General features: G+C 45.8%; 16 protein-coding genes. All 16 read right to left on the bottom strand.

The window, feature by feature from the left end:
• Window positions 1-10: 10 nt before the first annotated feature.
• Window positions 11-373: a BlaI/MecI/CopY family transcriptional regulator gene (locus F3J22_RS27220; RefSeq protein ID WP_167021136.1), complete on the bottom strand. Its 363-nt coding sequence runs from the start codon at window positions 371-373 to the stop codon at window positions 11-13.
• A gap of 958 nt (window positions 374-1,331) precedes the next feature.
• Window positions 1,332-2,471, bottom strand: coding sequence for a TlpA disulfide reductase family protein (locus tag F3J22_RS27215; protein WP_167021135.1), 1,140 nt, complete (start codon window positions 2,469-2,471; stop codon window positions 1,332-1,334).
• A 71-nt stretch (window positions 2,472-2,542) separates the two neighbouring features.
• Window positions 2,543-3,628, bottom strand: a complete 1,086-nt coding sequence (locus F3J22_RS27210; RefSeq protein WP_167021134.1) for an AhpC/TSA family protein — start codon at window positions 3,626-3,628, stop codon at window positions 2,543-2,545.
• A gap of 24 nt (window positions 3,629-3,652) precedes the next feature.
• Window positions 3,653-4,246, bottom strand: coding sequence for a bifunctional phosphoribosyl-AMP cyclohydrolase/phosphoribosyl-ATP diphosphatase HisIE (gene hisIE, locus F3J22_RS27205; protein WP_167021133.1), 594 nt, complete (start codon window positions 4,244-4,246; stop codon window positions 3,653-3,655).
• Between the two features lie 21 nt (window positions 4,247-4,267).
• Entirely contained in the window at window positions 4,268-5,023 is a 756-nt protein-coding gene (gene hisF / locus F3J22_RS27200; RefSeq protein ID WP_167021132.1) for an imidazole glycerol phosphate synthase subunit HisF, read from the bottom strand.
• A 10-nt stretch (window positions 5,024-5,033) separates the two neighbouring features.
• The gene (gene hisA / locus F3J22_RS27195; protein ID WP_167021131.1) at window positions 5,034-6,173 is read right to left on the bottom strand and encodes a 1-(5-phosphoribosyl)-5-[(5-phosphoribosylamino)methylideneamino]imidazole-4-carboxamide isomerase; all 1,140 of its coding nucleotides are present in this window, start codon (window positions 6,171-6,173) and stop codon (window positions 5,034-5,036) included.
• A 2-nt stretch (window positions 6,174-6,175) separates the two neighbouring features.
• On the bottom strand, window positions 6,176-6,769 hold the full coding sequence (gene hisH / locus F3J22_RS27190) for an imidazole glycerol phosphate synthase subunit HisH (protein WP_167021130.1): 594 nt from the start codon (window positions 6,767-6,769) through the stop codon (window positions 6,176-6,178).
• A gap of 2 nt (window positions 6,770-6,771) precedes the next feature.
• Window positions 6,772-7,566 (bottom strand): tryptophan synthase subunit alpha, encoded by a 795-nt coding sequence (trpA, locus tag F3J22_RS27185; protein ID WP_167021129.1) that lies wholly within the window; start codon window positions 7,564-7,566, stop codon window positions 6,772-6,774.
• A gap of 7 nt (window positions 7,567-7,573) precedes the next feature.
• Window positions 7,574-8,782, bottom strand: a complete 1,209-nt coding sequence (gene trpB, locus F3J22_RS27180; protein WP_167021128.1) for a tryptophan synthase subunit beta — start codon at window positions 8,780-8,782, stop codon at window positions 7,574-7,576.
• Between the two features lie 24 nt (window positions 8,783-8,806).
• Complete coding sequence (locus tag F3J22_RS27175) at window positions 8,807-9,457, bottom strand: phosphoribosylanthranilate isomerase (protein WP_167021127.1); 651 nt, start codon at window positions 9,455-9,457, stop codon at window positions 8,807-8,809.
• A 15-nt stretch (window positions 9,458-9,472) separates the two neighbouring features.
• Window positions 9,473-10,276 (bottom strand): indole-3-glycerol phosphate synthase TrpC, encoded by an 804-nt coding sequence (trpC, locus tag F3J22_RS27170; RefSeq protein ID WP_167021126.1) that lies wholly within the window; start codon window positions 10,274-10,276, stop codon window positions 9,473-9,475.
• Entirely contained in the window at window positions 10,276-11,268 is a 993-nt protein-coding gene (gene trpD, locus F3J22_RS27165; protein ID WP_167021125.1) for an anthranilate phosphoribosyltransferase, read from the bottom strand. Before trpD ends, trpC begins: the two co-directional genes overlap by 1 nt.
• A 53-nt stretch (window positions 11,269-11,321) precedes the next feature.
• Window positions 11,322-11,891 (bottom strand): aminodeoxychorismate/anthranilate synthase component II, encoded by a 570-nt coding sequence (locus F3J22_RS27160; protein ID WP_167021124.1) that lies wholly within the window; start codon window positions 11,889-11,891, stop codon window positions 11,322-11,324.
• Window position 11,892: 1 nt separating this feature from the next.
• The gene (locus F3J22_RS27155; protein ID WP_167021123.1) at window positions 11,893-13,302 is read right to left on the bottom strand and encodes an anthranilate synthase component I family protein; all 1,410 of its coding nucleotides are present in this window, start codon (window positions 13,300-13,302) and stop codon (window positions 11,893-11,895) included.
• 256 nt (window positions 13,303-13,558) lie between these two features.
• Window positions 13,559-14,695 (bottom strand): bifunctional histidinol-phosphatase/imidazoleglycerol-phosphate dehydratase HisB, encoded by a 1,137-nt coding sequence (hisB, locus tag F3J22_RS27150; protein ID WP_167021122.1) that lies wholly within the window; start codon window positions 14,693-14,695, stop codon window positions 13,559-13,561.
• Window positions 14,692-15,768 (bottom strand): histidinol-phosphate transaminase, encoded by a 1,077-nt coding sequence (gene hisC, locus F3J22_RS27145; RefSeq protein ID WP_205195739.1) that lies wholly within the window; start codon window positions 15,766-15,768, stop codon window positions 14,692-14,694. Before hisC ends, hisB begins: the two co-directional genes overlap by 4 nt.
• Window positions 15,769-15,779: the final 11 nt, after the last annotated feature.

The raw sequence follows: 15,779 nt of genomic DNA, 5'->3' as shown, positions 1-15,779 counted from the left end.
ATAACTTTAATTAGTTATCACCTTTTTCGATCATCCGGATAATTTCCTTTAGTTCATCGGGACTGATTTTCTTTTCTTTGGCAAAGAACGAAACCAGTTCTTTATACGAGTTGGCGAAGTAATCCTTTACAAAGCCACTCATAAACTTCTGCTTATAACTTTCTTCTTCAATCAGCGGCGTATACTCGTATACGTTACCTATTTTATGACTTGCCACATAACCTTTCTTTTCCAGGTTTTTAATGGTGGATGCCAGCGTTGTATATGGTGGCGCCGGAGCGGCGTGGATTTCAAGGAAATCCTTTACAAAACCTTTACCTGCTTTCCAGATAGCCATCATAGCAGCTTCTTCCTGCTGGGTCAGTTTTTCCATTTGTATATTCTATTTAGAGGGTACTTATTTTACAATTACGATTGTTTCGTAAATCTACGAAGTTTTCGTAATTGGCAAAATTTATTTTTTATTTTTTTTGCTTAGAGCGGATTTTTCTCTTTTAAACCGCGCCTGCGGCGCGGTTTAAAAGAGATGTGGGGGCCGCCTGCGGCGGCCCCCACAAGCCCCAGAAGATTATTTCAGTGAATTATTCCTAACTAAGAAAATTCGGTTTATTAGCGTGAGAGACTACCGTAGCGGCCCTACAAGTCCCAGCAGATTATTTTCAGCGACTTTTTCCTGACAGCGGAAGTTCGGTTTATTAGGTGAGCGTTTACCGCAGTGGCCTCACAAGCCCCAGGAGATTTCAGCGACTTTTTCCTAATTACGGAAGTTCGGTTTATTAGCGTGAGCGTTTACCGCAGCGGCCCCACAAGCCCCGGGAGATTTCAGCGACTTTTTCCTAACTACGGAAATTCGGTTTATTAGCGTAAGCGTTTACCGCAGCGGCCCCACAAGCCCCAGGAGATTATTTCAGTGACTTTTTCCTAACTACGGAAGTTCGGTTTATTTGCGGAAGCGATTACCGCAGCGGCCCCACAAGCCCGAAGAAATTATTTCAGTGACTTAAACTACGGAGGTTCTGTTTATTAGCATGAAAGATTATCACAGCGGCCCTACAAGCCTCAGGAGATTTCAGCGGCTTTTTCCCTAACTACAGAAGTTCGGTTTACTAGCAGGAGAGATTACCGCAGCGGCCCTACTAGCCCCAGGAGATTTCAGCGACTTTTTCCTAACTACGGAAGTTCGGTTTATTAGCGGGAGAGAATATCGCAGCGGCCCACAAACCCCGGAAATTAATGCCGGGTAGTTACTCCCGGGAAATAGTGCAAAAAAACAGCGTCCGCAACGGATCTAACTCCGGCGGACGCTGCTCATTCATGGCTATACTACGGTATTAAGGCAGTACTTCTTCTAACTTCTTTTCCAGATCCTCACCACGGAGGTTTCTGCCTACTATCTTACCTTTTGGATCAATCAGGAAATTCTGAGGGATGGCACGTACGCCATACAGATCGGCAGCGGTATTTTTCCAGCCGGTCAGCTCAGAAACATGTGTCCAGGTCAGGTGGTCAGCTGCTACAGCTGCCAGCCATTTTTCCTTTTTATCGTCCAGAGAAACACCCAGGATCTCGAATCCTTTAGGTTTGAATTTCTCGTAAGCTTTTACCACATTAGGGTTTTCTGCACGGCATGGACCACACCAGCTGGCCCAGAAATCTACCAGTACATATTTACCACGGAAACTAGACAAGGACACGATAGCACCAGTGCTGTCGGCCTGTTTGAAGTCCATCGCCGGGCGACCTACTGCTGTATTTTTAGCAGCGTTCAGTCTTTTTGAAAACTCCTTACCGGAAGGACTGTTTCTTGCCTCTTTGCTGAGCTTTTTAAACATTGGCTCCACTTCATTGGCGTCCAGATCATATCCGCCTACCTGATTAAGCACATACAGTGCAATCGGAGAGCCGGAGTTAGCGGTAAAGAATCCTTTTTCAATTTTTTTCTGCTCTGCTTCCAGGCTGTCAAACTTAGTTTCGAGGGCTTTAATGCCTTCTTTATCCTTTGCCTGCGCCAGTGCACGATATTGCAGCTGCAGGGACTGACCCTGCTCATTTATGCTTTTCAGCTGTTCGTTCAGCTTCAGGTAATCATCATTGGCAGGAGAACCTGTTACAGTTGCCTTGCTGATAGAATCTGCAGTAGTGATAACAGTAGTTCCTTTATCCAGGTATACTGCCAGCATATCTTTACGCATGGATACAGATTTACCGGCATCTTTAGGGTTCAGTAACATCAGGCTTACCAGGGTTGGCTCTTCCAGGCTTCCTGTGAAAGTGAATTTACCATCTTTAGTAACGGTGCTATCCATTTGATACTCACCAGCTTTACGCATTCTGAGGAATACTTTGGCCGGGGTATTCAGGTTACTTACAGTACCCTGGATAGTATATGGTTTTCCTGTGACAGCTTTCTTTTCCTGGGCAAACAATAAGGCCGGCATTAACATGACAGCACCTACGATTATTTTCTTCATTGGTTTTTATTTTTACGAATAACAAATTTGCTCAATTGGCACGGTAATATCAACCGCAAATTGATAAACGGCTATTGCAGGATTTTAGCCAGCTGCTCCTCCAGTGCCTCCCCTCTCAGGTCACGCGCTATGATCTTGCCATTCGGGTCTACCAGGAAATTTGATGGGATAGAGCGGATACCATATTGAACGGCTACCTCGTTCTGCCATCCCTGTAAGTCGGATACCTGTGTCCAGGATAACCCATCCCGCTGAATTGCTCCCAGCCATCTGGATTTGTCTTCATCTAAAGAAACACCCAAAACAGTGAAATTCTTATCTTTATACTTATTATAAACTTTTACTACATTAGGATTCTCCTGACGGCAAGGGCCACACCAGCTAGCCCAGAAATCAACCAGTACGTATTTACCCTTAAAGCTAGAAAGCTTCACTGTATTGCCATTGCTGTCCTTCTGACTGAAATCTTCCGCCAGCACACCTACGGAGTTACGATACACGGTTTTTATATAGTCGGCAATACGCTGGCCATATTTGGTAGACTGTACACTCTGGTCCAGGCCATTGTACAATGTTTTAAACTCCTCCGGCTGCAGCCTGTTACCTAACTCGTTCATCATCAGCCAGGCACTCGCAATACTCTTAGGATGAGATTTTACGAAGTCTGTACCCGTTTTTATAACAGAACCGTTAAAGCCACCAGCTTTTTTGCGGAATTCGGCCTGTGCTGCCTGATCTTCCGGCTTGATATCTTTCGCCTCGGCATTGAGGGTCTGTGCTTCTTTGATCAGTGGCTCAAAAGCCAGCTGATAAGCCTGCAAATCCCTGGTATTGGGACCACCCTTCAATTCTGTCGCAATAGGAAACGTTGTTGCTGTTGTTACAATACGTACCGGACCTTCACCCGTTACAAACAACAAGGGATAATCCACATCCCGCAGGATTAACGCATGTACCGCAGGCTGGCTGCCAGCCTTTACGTTAAAGCTGAACTGGTCGTTTTTGATCAGCACAGAATCATCCGGGTTATTATCCACATCATCAAACAGATACAGGTATTTCCCGGTTCCTCCCTTTATCACTCCCGATACCACTTCCTGCGCATAAGTACTGCCAGCAAATAATACCGTTCCCATTATCAACAAAAATCGTTTCATATATTATTTTTTTTATAAATATAACTATTTATGACGTTGCTTCAGCACATTGATCACATCATTCAAAACAAAGCCTTTGGCCTGTAACAGAATGAGATAGTGAAACAACAGATCAGCAGATTCATTCAAAAATAACTCATCATTGTTATCTTTCGCTTCAATCACTACTTCCACGGCCTCTTCTCCTACCTTCTGCGCTACCTTATTGATACCTCTGGCGAATAACTTAGCGGTGTAGGATGCATCTGTAGGGTTATTGATACGATCGGTGATGATATTTTCCAGCTGCTGCAGGAAATCATTGCTAACATTTTTTTCTTCCCAGCAGGTATCAGCGCCGGTATGGCATACCGGACCTACCGGATTAGCCTTGATCAGCAGTGTATCGCGGTCACAATCTACCTTTACGTCCTGCACCATCAGGAAGTTACCGCTTTCTTCTCCTTTTGTCCAGAGGCGGTTTTTAGAGCGACTGAAAAAAGTTACCTTTTTTTCAGACAGTGTTTTGTCCAGGGCTTCCTGGTTCATATATCCCAGCATCAGCACCTTCTGCGTAGCTGCGTCCTGTATTACAGCTGGTACCAGTCCGTCTGCCGATTTCTGAAAATCTATCTGCATAAATAATTATTTCTGTTGTTGTTAAAATCTGACGTTTACATTTTTGGAATAGAGGAAGTTCTTCAATTCTTCTATCTCTATTTCTTTATAGTGGAAAATGCTGGCTGCCAGCGCAGCATCTGCGTGGCCCTGCTCAAACACATCCACAAAATGCTGCATGGTACCTGCGCCGCCGGAGGCAATTACCGGAACATTCAGGTTCTGAGAAAGCTGAGCGGTGATATCCAGCGCAAAGCCCTGTTTGGTACCGTCGTTATTCATGGAGGTCAGCAAAATCTCTCCTGCGCCTCTGTTTACGGCTTCCTTCGCCCAGTCAAATGCTTTAATATCTGTTTTTACGCGGCCTCCGTTCAGGTATACATACCAGTCGTCTCCCTCAAACCTGGTATCTATGGCTATTACCACACACTGGCTGCCAAACTCACGGGATAAGGCATCCAGTAGTTCCGGATTTTTAAAGGCAGATGTATTTACGGAGATTTTATCTGCGCCAGATTGCAGGAGTACGTTCACATCTTCAACAGAGGAGATACCGCCACCCACCGTGAACGGAATATTGACATGCCGGGCTATTTCTGTTACCAGCGCCGACAAGGTCTTACGTCTTTCATTGGTAGCAGTAATATCCAGGAACACCAGCTCATCGGCACCCTGGGCTGCATACAATGCACCTAATTCTATCGGATCGCCTGCGTCACGGATATTTTCAAAGTTCACACCTTTAACGGTGCGTCCATCCTTGATATCCAGGCAGGGTATAATACGTTTGGTGAGCATAATTTCTTTTTTAGAGGAATGATTTTAATTCAGCCATAGAGATTTTACCCTCATAGATGGCTTTACCGATGATAACGCCACTGCAGCCGGCTTCTTTCAATGCTTCCACATCTGCAATATTGCTTACTCCCCCACTGGCCACAAAATTAATGTCTGTAAAGCGCTCCAGTATCTTTTTATATAAATCGATACTTGGCCCCTGTAACAGCCCGTCTTTGGCGATATCTGTACAGAAAATATTATATACGCCTGCGGCGATATTATTTTGCAGAAAATCATAGATAGATAAACCGGTAGTTTCCAGCCATCCGCCAACAGCGATGTTTTCATCTTTTACATCCGCACCGAGGAAGATTTTGTCTGCGCCGTATTTTTTCACCCAGCTGAAAAACAGTTCAGGTGATTTTGCGGCTACACTGCCTATGGTAGCCAGTGCTGCGCCATTTTCAAATACGATTTCCAGGTCTTTTTCTGTTTTGATACCTCCTCCAAAATCTGTTACCAGGTTGGTTTTACCTGCAATATTCTCCAATACTTTCCAGTTCACTACGGCGCCTTTCTTAGCACCGTCCAGGTCTACCAGGTGAAGGCGGCGTACGCCCAGATCTTCAAACTCCTTTGCTACTTCCAGCGGATGTTCGTTATATATTTTCTGTTGATTATAATCACCTTGGGTAAGACGAACGCATTTACCATCGATAATATCAATGGCTGGTATTATTTCGAATGCCTGCATGTTTTCGGGTTGCAAAGAGATCTCCATTCTGACAAAGGTGATTCCTTTTTTTGTGAAGTAATTGCCAATTTTTTCATATCCCAGCATATCGTAAAAGCTGGTAGCAGTATCGCGGGCATTGCACCACAGTAACTTAGCACCATTTTTACGGCTGAAATCCGCTATATAGGCCAGTATTGCCTTGCCATAGCCCTTGCCTCTGCCGGAAGGATGCGTGGCCAGTTTCCTGAACTGCGCAACCGGTCCTTCTATAAACAACGAAACAACTGTTACCAGTTGTGTCCCTTCATATACGCCAAAATGCAGCCCCTCTTCATCGTTTTCCACCTTTACCGAATCAAGCGATTCGTTAGGATACAAAACATCCCTTCTCAATTGCAAGGTATCGTCTGCACTTATTCGTTGTATGTTCATCTTTATAAATTCAAAAAGTTCTGTATGATACGTGCGCCGGCTTCAGCAGATTTTTCCGGGTGGAACTGCACGGCATAGAAATTATCACGTTGCAGGGCACAACTGTAGTTGATGATGTAGTTGGTCATGGCTACAGTATCCGCGCCCAGTGCCGCATAATAACTATGTACAAAGTACATGTAGGAATTTTCCGGCACATGTTCGAAGAGCGTGCTATGCAGGTTGGTGATGTTATTCCATCCTATCTGCGGGATCTTCAGCAGGTTCGGAATGGGAGACGTAAACTTCTTTACATCTACATCAAAGATGCCCATACATGGCGTATCATTCTCTTCAGAATAATTACACATCAGCTGCATACCCAGGCAAATGCCCAGTACCGGCTGCTTCAGCTCTTTGATAACCTGGTCCAGGTTACGGGCTTTCAGGTAATTCATCGCAGTGCTGGCCTCGCCTACACCCGGAAATATTACCTTATCAGCAGAACGGATTTCTTCAATATCATCGGTAACGGTACCGGTAACGCCTATACGCTCCAGTGCAAATTGCACGGAGCGTATATTACCAGCGTTGTATTTTATAATAACTGTTTTCATGATCAGATCATAATAGTTTTACCTTCCCGGATATTTTCCACAAAAGCCTTTACTGTGGAAGGAATGCCGGCGCTGCTGTTTTCAAGGGCTTTAATAAATGCCGTCCCAATGATAGCACCACTTGCATGAGATGCCGCTGCATCGAAGGTAGCTTTATCTTTAATACCGAAGCCGATCATCACCGGATTTTTCAACTGAAGGCTGTTGAGTTTCTCAAAGTATTCCTCCTGGTTGCCCATGTTCTTGTCTTTACCGGTGGTAGAGCTACTGGAAACGGCGTAGATAAAGCCTTTGCTCAGACTATCAATTTTCCGGATCCTTTCCTCTTTGGTTTCCGGGGTTACCAGGAAAATGAGGTCGATATTATTTTTTTCGAAGATGGCTTTATAATCGCTTTCATATTCTGCCATTGGTAAATCCGGCAGGATAAGTCCGTCGATGCCTACAGCAGCGCATTTCTCCACGAATGCTTCTACGCCGTAACGCAATACCGGATTGAGGTAACCCATGAGTATCACCGGTACTTTGATGGTATCGCGGAAGCCTTCCAGCTGTTCGAACAGCTTGTGGATGGTCATACCGTTTTTCAGTGCGCGGGAGCTGCTGTCCTGGATAACAGGGCCATCAGCCAGCGGGTCGGAGAAAGGCATTCCCAGTTCAATAATGTCTACACCATTATCTTCCAGAGCTTTCATCACTGTCAGGGTATCGTTGAGTTCCGGAAAGCCCGCAGTGCAATATATATTGAGAATGTTTTGCTTTTTTGTTGCAAACAGCTGATCTATACGATTCTGCATACGAACTTTATTTTTTCATGTGTTTGATATAAGTATTCAGATCTTTATCGCCACGGCCGGAAAGGCAGAGTACCACTACATCTGAAGGTTTCAGCTCCAGGTCTTTCAGCTTTGCCAGGGCATGTGCTGATTCCATGGCAGGGATGATACCTTCGAGCAGACTCAGTTCATAAGCGGCTGCCAGGGCTTCCTCATCGGTAGCATCGAGGAAGGTAGCACGGCCTGTTTCATAGAGGTGTGCGTGCATTGGGCCGATGCCAGGGTAGTCCAGGCCGGCAGAAATACTGTGTGGCTCGATGATCTGCCCGTCGTCTGTTTGCATCAGCAGGGTTTTGGCGGCGTGGATGATACCGATTTGTCCGAGCTGTGTGGTTGCTGCTGAAAATCCACTGTGCACCCCTTTACCACCGGCTTCTACTGCTACGATCTTCACTTCAGGAACATCGAGGTAGTGGAAATAGGTTCCGGCAGCATTACTTCCACCGCCGATGCAGGCGATGAGGATATCAGGATTTTCGCGGCCTTCCTGTTCTTTCAGCTGTTTTTTAATTTCTTCGCTGATCACAGACTGAAAACGCGCCACCATATCAGGATATGGATGCGGGCCGGCAGCGGTACCCAGGATATAATGCGTATCCAGCGGGTTGTTGATCCAGTCGCGGATAGCTTCATTGGTAGCATCTTTCAGGGTTTTACTACCGCTGGTGGCAGGTACTACGGTAGCTCCCAGCATTTTCATGCGGGCCACGTTCGGCGCCTGTCTTTCGATATCTATCTCCCCCATATACACTACGCATTCCATACCCATCAATGCACATACGGTGGCAGTGGCCACGCCGTGCTGACCGGCGCCGGTTTCAGCGATGATACGGGTTTTACCTAATCTTTTAGCGAAGAGGATCTGGCCAACGGTATTATTGATTTTGTGTGCACCGGTGTGGTTCAGGTCTTCTCTTTTCAGGTAGATCTTTGCACCGTATTTAGCAGATAAACGTTTCGCGTGATACAGTGGAGAAGGGCGTCCTACATAGTTTCTGAGCAGGTCCTCGAACTCTTTCTGAAAATCCGGGTCACGCAGTACTTCCATGTACTTCGTCTGTAACTCTTCCACGTTAGGAAACAGCATTTCCGGCACGTAAGCACCACCAAATCTGCCGTAGTAGCCATTCTTATCTACATGATACCTGGATTTGCTAGTATCGATTGCAATGTCCATGATATAATATTTTTTACTGATGAATTAAATTTTTGCTTTTGCCGGCAGTATTGCGGATCGCAATGCTGCTACAAAACCGGTTACTTTTTCCTCATTTTTCAGGCCAGGACTATCTTCAAATTTGCTGTTGATATCTACGGCAAATAACGCAGGCAGCTGCAGGGCACTGATCTCTGCTTCCTGTCCGGGGGCGATGCCACCACTTAAAAGGAAGGGATGGCTATAAGGATATTGCTGCAGCAATTCCCAGTTGAACCGATCTCCGGTGCCACCATAGCCTTTTTCAGAGGCGGTATCGAAGAGGAAGTAATCTGTTACGGCACTATAGGGCGCTACCTCTTTTTCCCAGTTCACGTTGCTGCCTATACGAAATGCTTTGATTACTGCTACTTTTGTTCTGACAGCAGCACAGAATTCAGGGGTTTCATCACCATGTAACTGTACCAGATTGAGCCCGTAGTCCACCACGGTACGCAGTACCTGCTCCATGGAGGCATTTACGAACACACCCACTTTTCTGATACCTTCCGTTTCCCTTACAGAGCGCGCATCCATACGGTTTCCGGCAAACCTGGGAGAGCGTTCATAGAAAATGAAGCCGGCATAATCTACTTCATTCGCTATAAGCATCTCCAGGTCAGTTAACCTGGTTATTCCACAAACTTTTATCTGCATCTGCTTTAAATATTTTTATAGAGATACCTGTAATTTTTTTATTTCCTGCACGAAGTGCTCGAAGGCCATGGCAGGATCTTCCTGGCGCATGAAATGCTCACCGATCAGGAAGCCTTCAAAGCCGGCCTGTTGCAGCGTTACAATGTTCTTAGGATCATTGATACCACTTTCTGCCACCTTTACTTTCTCCGCAGGAATTTTAGGCGCCAGTTCACAGGAGCGGTTAAAATCTACCTGGAAGGTCATCAGGTCGCGGTTGTTGACACCTACGAGGTGCACATGTTCGCTGACTTTATCCAGCTGTGATTCGCTATGTACTTCCAGCAATACTTCCAGGTTGAGGCTGGCAGCAAAGGCCGACAAAGTCTTTACCTCAGCGGCTTCCAGGCATTCGGCTATCAGCAGGATCACATCAGCGCCAATAGCTTTGGCTTCGAGAATCTGGTATTCATCTACCACAAAGTCCTTACGGAGGATAGGAATCTGATTGAAGCTTCTGGCCTGTTGCAGGTCATCGGAGGTACCGCCGAAATACTTCCCGTCTGTGAGTACAGAGAGTCCGGAGGCGCCATAGCGTGTATACGCAGTCGTTACCTGCTGCACGGTTACATTTCCGTTGATCAGTCCTTTAGACGGAGAGCGGCGTTTGAATTCCGCGATGATACCTGTTTTATCAGGCTGGCGCAGGAAATGGCGCAGCGACAGTGTTTCGCGGCCAAACATGGGCGCCTGTTCCAGTTCAGCAGCGCTACGTACTGCTTTGCGGGCAGCAACTTCTGTATGTTTATGGGCAACTATTTCAGCCAGGATATTTTTCATTACTGTATTGCTATCAGTTTCTTGAATGAATTGTATGCATTACCGGATTCCAGTGACGCTACTGCAGCTGCAAAGCAGTCGTCGTAGCTGCTGTAGGTGCCGAGGCTGTATAATCCCATGGCAGCGTTGGCAAATACAACAGAGTTCTGGGCCCAGGTACCTTCTCCCTTCAATATCTTCATAAAGATTTTTGCGGCTTCTTCCGGTGTATTACCGCCGAAGATATCCTGTGGCTGTACGCGGCGTTTGCCGAGTCTTTCCGGAGTCCAGTCCTGTTCACCTGCATTGGTGATCACTTTGGTATCTGCAGTCAGGGAAATTTCGTCGTAACCATCCAGACTATGAACAATTACGAATTTCTTATCTGTCTGCTGGAAGAGATAGTTGTATACTCTGGCCATTTCCAGGCTGTAAACACCTATCAGCTGATGTTGCGCAAAGGCTGGGTTTACCAGTGGTCCGAGCATGTTAAAGAAAGTGCGTACACCCAGCTGGCGGCGGATGGCTGCTACATTTTTCAATGCCGGGTGAAACAGTGGCGCGTGCAGAAAGCAGATGCCCGCTTCTTCCAGTTCAGCCCTGAGTTTTGCGTCATCATTTTTAAACTTGTATCCTACCAGCTCCATGAGATTGGAGGCACCACTAACGGAGGATACACCATAGTTACCATGTTTTGCCACTTTAGCACCGGCTCCGGATACTAAAAAGCAGGACAAGGTAGAAATATTAAATGTATTTTTTGCATCTCCTCCAGTACCTACGATATCTAAAACATCGTAACCGTTTAAATTAACTGGTACACACAGTTCCAGTAAGGCATCGCGGAAACCTAACAGTTCATCGATGGTGATGCTGCGCATGAGGTAAACCGTCATGAATGCAGCCATTTCGCTGTCGTTATACATGCCTTTGGAAATGCTGATCAGTATTTCCTTAGCGGCTTCGCGACTAAAAGTTTTATGTTCGAAGAGATAGTTTAAAATCTTTTTCATGATATTTTTAAGAATAGACTGAAGAAATAGATAACCTGGAAACTGTTGTGGTATTAGCGTTCCAGCCAGTTTCTCAATATCTGTTCTCCCATAGGTGTCAGTACACTTTCAGGGTGGAACTGTACGCCACTCACATCATATTTTTCGTGTTGTAAAGCCATGATGAAACCTTCTTCATCTTTAGCAGTCACGATCAATTCAGAAGGGAGTGTGTTTTCATCTACTACCCATGAGTGGTAGCGGCCTACTTCCAGTTCTTCCGGTAAATTCTTAAAAATGCGGCCACTATTGTTGACGACCTTTACGTTGGTAGCCACGCCGTGATATACTTCCTTGAGGTTGATCAGGGAGGCGCCGAAAGCCTGTCCGATGGCCTGTTGACCGAGACATACCCCGAAGATGGATTTGGAAGGGGCGTATTCTTTGATCAGCGGCAGCAGGAGGCCGGCTTCTTCCGGGATACCGGGGCCTGGAGAAAGAATGATTTTATCGTAATCATTTACTTTTTCCAATGGAATTTCATCATTACGTACTACTGTTACTTTGCCGTCGATAATTTTTTCGACCAGGTGTACGAGATTATATGTGAATGAGTCGTAGTTATCAAATACAAGGATGTTCATGTCAGAGTTTTTGCGCCAGCAAAATGGCCTGTTTTAAAGCATTGAGTTTATTATTTACTTCTTCCAGTTCGGAGGAGGCAACAGATTTAGCTACTACACCCGCTCCTGCCTGATAGTACAGGGTATTCATTTTACTGAGAATTGAACGGATCATGATCGCATGGTTGAAGTTACCGTTGAAGCCTACTGCGCCTATACAGCCGCCATAGAAGCCGCGAGGGGTAGGTTCGTACTGATCGATAATTTCCATGGCCCTGTATTTTGGTGCACCGGAGAGTGTACCTGCCGGGAAAGTGGCTGCCAGTAAGTCGAACGGATTCATTTCCGGATCTACTTTACCGCTTACTTCACTTACCAGGTGTATCACGTGAGAGTAATACTGTACTTCTTTATAAGAATCTACCGTTACTTCCTGTGCATTTCTGCTGAGGTCATTACGGGCAAGATCTACCAGCATGACGTGTTCTGCATTTTCTTTAGGGTCTTGCAGGAGTTTATCCGCCAGTTGTTTATCGAGTGTATCATCGCCGGTGCGGCGGAAAGTGCCTGCTATCGGGTGGATGATTGCTTTTCCATCACGGATAACTATTTGTGATTCCGGTGAGGAACCCATTAATTTATAATCGCCGTAATCGAAGAAGAAAAGATAAGGTGAGGGGTTGATGGAGCGGAGGGCGCGGTAAACATTGAATTCATCGCCGGAGAAAGACTGCTGGAAGGCTCTGGAGAGTACTACCTGGAAAACGTCGCCCCGGAAGCAGTGTTGTTTTCCCTGTTCTACCATCTGCATGTATTCGGCGTCTGTCATGTTGGATGTTTCGGCGCCTGTAGTGGTAAAAGGATATCCCGGAGAGTCTTTGTGGCGGATGATGGATTCAATCAGTTCAAACTCGCTGTCGATGCCTTCTATCTGGTTTTCGCACAGGTAAAGTTCATCTTTAAAGTGGTTGATGGCGATGACGTACTGGTAAAAACGATAGCGCATCAGGGGGATCGTGTTGGCTGATTGTTTTTCCTTGTTGAATTCTATTGTTTCGAAGAACTGAACTGCATCAAAGGTAGTATATCCGAAAAGGCTCTGGGCCAGTGGTACAGGGTTGTTTCCGGAGAAGGTGAATTGTTTGAGGAACTTGTCTATTTCACCTGTTACCTGTTCTTTGTTGTTGAGTTGTTTCTTTTCTACAGGGAGATTGGGATACTTGAATTCAAAATTTGAGGTGGAGGTAACTTCGATCCCGGCGATGGGCTTAATACCGATAAAGGAGTAGCTGTTTTCACTGGCCCGGTAATCGGTACTTTCGAGGAGAATAGAGCCAGGAAACTTATCCCGAAGCCGCAGATAGATTCCAACTGGCGTGAACACGTCCGCCAGCATCTGTTTGGATCTCGTTTTTACTTGAATGGTACGCATGACTGATATGATATCCTATTGAGTGAAAGTGATTATTTGATAAATAAGGAACCGGATAAAAAGAGGAAAGGCCCGCTGTGTAACAGCGAGCCTTCCAAATATATTTCAAGACGAAACATGGCACTGTAACACAGATCAGGAATTGATTCCGTGCCACCACCAATGTTTATTTGTCATGATATTCTGCATAGTATTCACAAAAGTGAAACATTTTTATATTAAATGCAAATAATTTTTTTCTTTTTCTGAAAAGAAATTACAGCACTCCTTTGGTACTAGGCAGTTGCATTTTTGTCGGGTTGCGCTTTACGGCCACTTTCACTGCTTTGGCGAAGGCTTTAAAGATAGCTTCTATCTTATGGTGCTCATTTTCCCCTTCTGCTTTTATATTCAGATTGGCTCTGGCACCGTCTGAGAACGACTTAAAGAAGTGGTAGAACATCTCTGTAGGCATCTCTCCTATCTTCTCTCTCTTAAATGTAGCATCCCATACCAGCCAGTTTCTGCCGCCAAAGTCGATACCAACCTGAGCCAGACAATCATCCATTGGCAGGGTGAAGCCATAACGCTCGATACCACGCTTATCACCGAGGGCTTTGGCCATTGCTTCTCCCAAAGCGATACCGGTATCTTCTATCGTATGATGTTCGTCTATATGAAGATCCCCTTTGGCAGTGATATCCAGGTCGATGGCACCATGACGGGCAATCTGGTCGAGCATATGATCGAAGAAGCCGAGACCTGTGTGGATATTGGCTTTGCCGGTACCATCCAGGTTGATATTTATCGAGATATCGGTTTCATTTGTTTTTCGTACATGCGTTACCGTGCGAAGCCCTACTTTCAGGAACTCGTAAATCCTGTTCCAGTCGGTCGTTTCCAGGGCAATCACTTCACGTAATGCAGCAGCGGAATCATTTATCTCCGCAGCACCCAGGCCGGTTCCTTCATTCATCCATATAGCCTTTGCACCCAGGTTTTTAGCCAGTTCCACATCTGTAATACGGTCACCGATTACAAATGAGTTTTCCAGGTCATACTCACCGGTTAAGTATTTGGTGAGCATACCGGTGCGTGGCTTGCGCGTAGGCGCATTATCCGCCGGAAAGCTACGATCAATGAACACTTCATCAAATACAACGCCTTCGTTTTCGAAAGCTTTCATGATGAAGTTCTGGGAAGGCCAGAAAGTATCTTCCGGGAAGGAGGCAGTGCCCAGGCCGTCCTGGTTGGTAACCATTGCCAGCTCGTAACCCAGTTCAGTGGCTATTCTGGCCATATTCACAAATACCTTCGGGTAAAATTCTATCTTATCAAGACTATCGATCTGGTAAGTTGGCGGTACTTCTTTAATGAGGGTACCATCACGATCTATAAAGAGGACGCGTTTCATGCAGGGACTGTTTTTTCTGTTTCCGGTTGATAGGATTTCAGTGCATCTACCAGCTGGAGATTCTCTTCCGGCGTACCTATGGTAATACGCAGGCATCCCTGGCAAAGCTCTACTTTATTACGATTACGCACGATGATACCACGATCTGTCAGGTATTTGTAGATGCTGTTGGCATCGGTGGTTTTCACCAGTACGAAGTTGGCATCGCTCGGATATACCTGCAATACCTGTGGCAGTTGCTCCAGTGCGGCCGACATCAGATCGCGTTCGATCACGATTTCACGGATCCATTCATTTACCTGGCTTACGTTGTCCAGGGCCTGTAAGGCCAGTTCCTGGGTAGCCTGGTTCATGTTATATGGTGCTTTTACCTTATTGAAGATGTTTATAATATCTTCACTTGCGAAAGCCATACCTACGCGTAAGGCAGCGAGTCCCCATGCTTTGGAGAGCGTTTGCATTACCACCAGGTTTGGATATTCTGTCAGCTCCTGGATAAAGGATTTCTGACGGGAGAAGTTGATATATGCCTCATCTATCACCACGATACCATCGAAGTTATTCAGCAGTAATTCAATATCGGAGCGGTTGATGGAGTTACCGGTAGGGTTGTTAGGAGAGCAGACAAATATCAGTTTGGTATTTTCATCGATGGCCTGTTGCAGTCCTTCGATGTCCAGCTGGAAATTTTCAGTAAGGCTAACACTGCGCAGGGTAACATCGTTGATATTGGCGCTCACCTCGTACATGCCGTAGGTAGGCGGACAGATTACCACGTTATCCACACCACCCGGATTACAGAAGGCGCGGAAGAGTAAATCTATGGCTTCATCGCTACCGTTGCCCAGGAAGATATTCTGTGGGGGTACGCCTTTGATATCGGCCAGTTTATATTTCAGTTTCCATTGTAAAGGATCGGGATACCTGTTATAGTTCACCGGAAGCGGGGAACCGAAGCCGTTTTCGTTAGCATCGATGTACACCGTTGCTTCGCCTTTAAATTCATCTCTTGCTGATGAGTAAGGTACCAGTCTTTTTATATTGTTCCTCAGGAGGGAGTCTAAATTAAACATATCGATCAGGT

It is taken from the genome of Chitinophaga sp. Cy-1792 (assembly GCF_011752935.1).
In the GTDB taxonomy this organism is placed as follows: Bacteria; Bacteroidota; Bacteroidia; order Chitinophagales; family Chitinophagaceae; genus Chitinophaga.
This window is presented reverse-complemented; position numbering and strand designations above follow the sequence as displayed.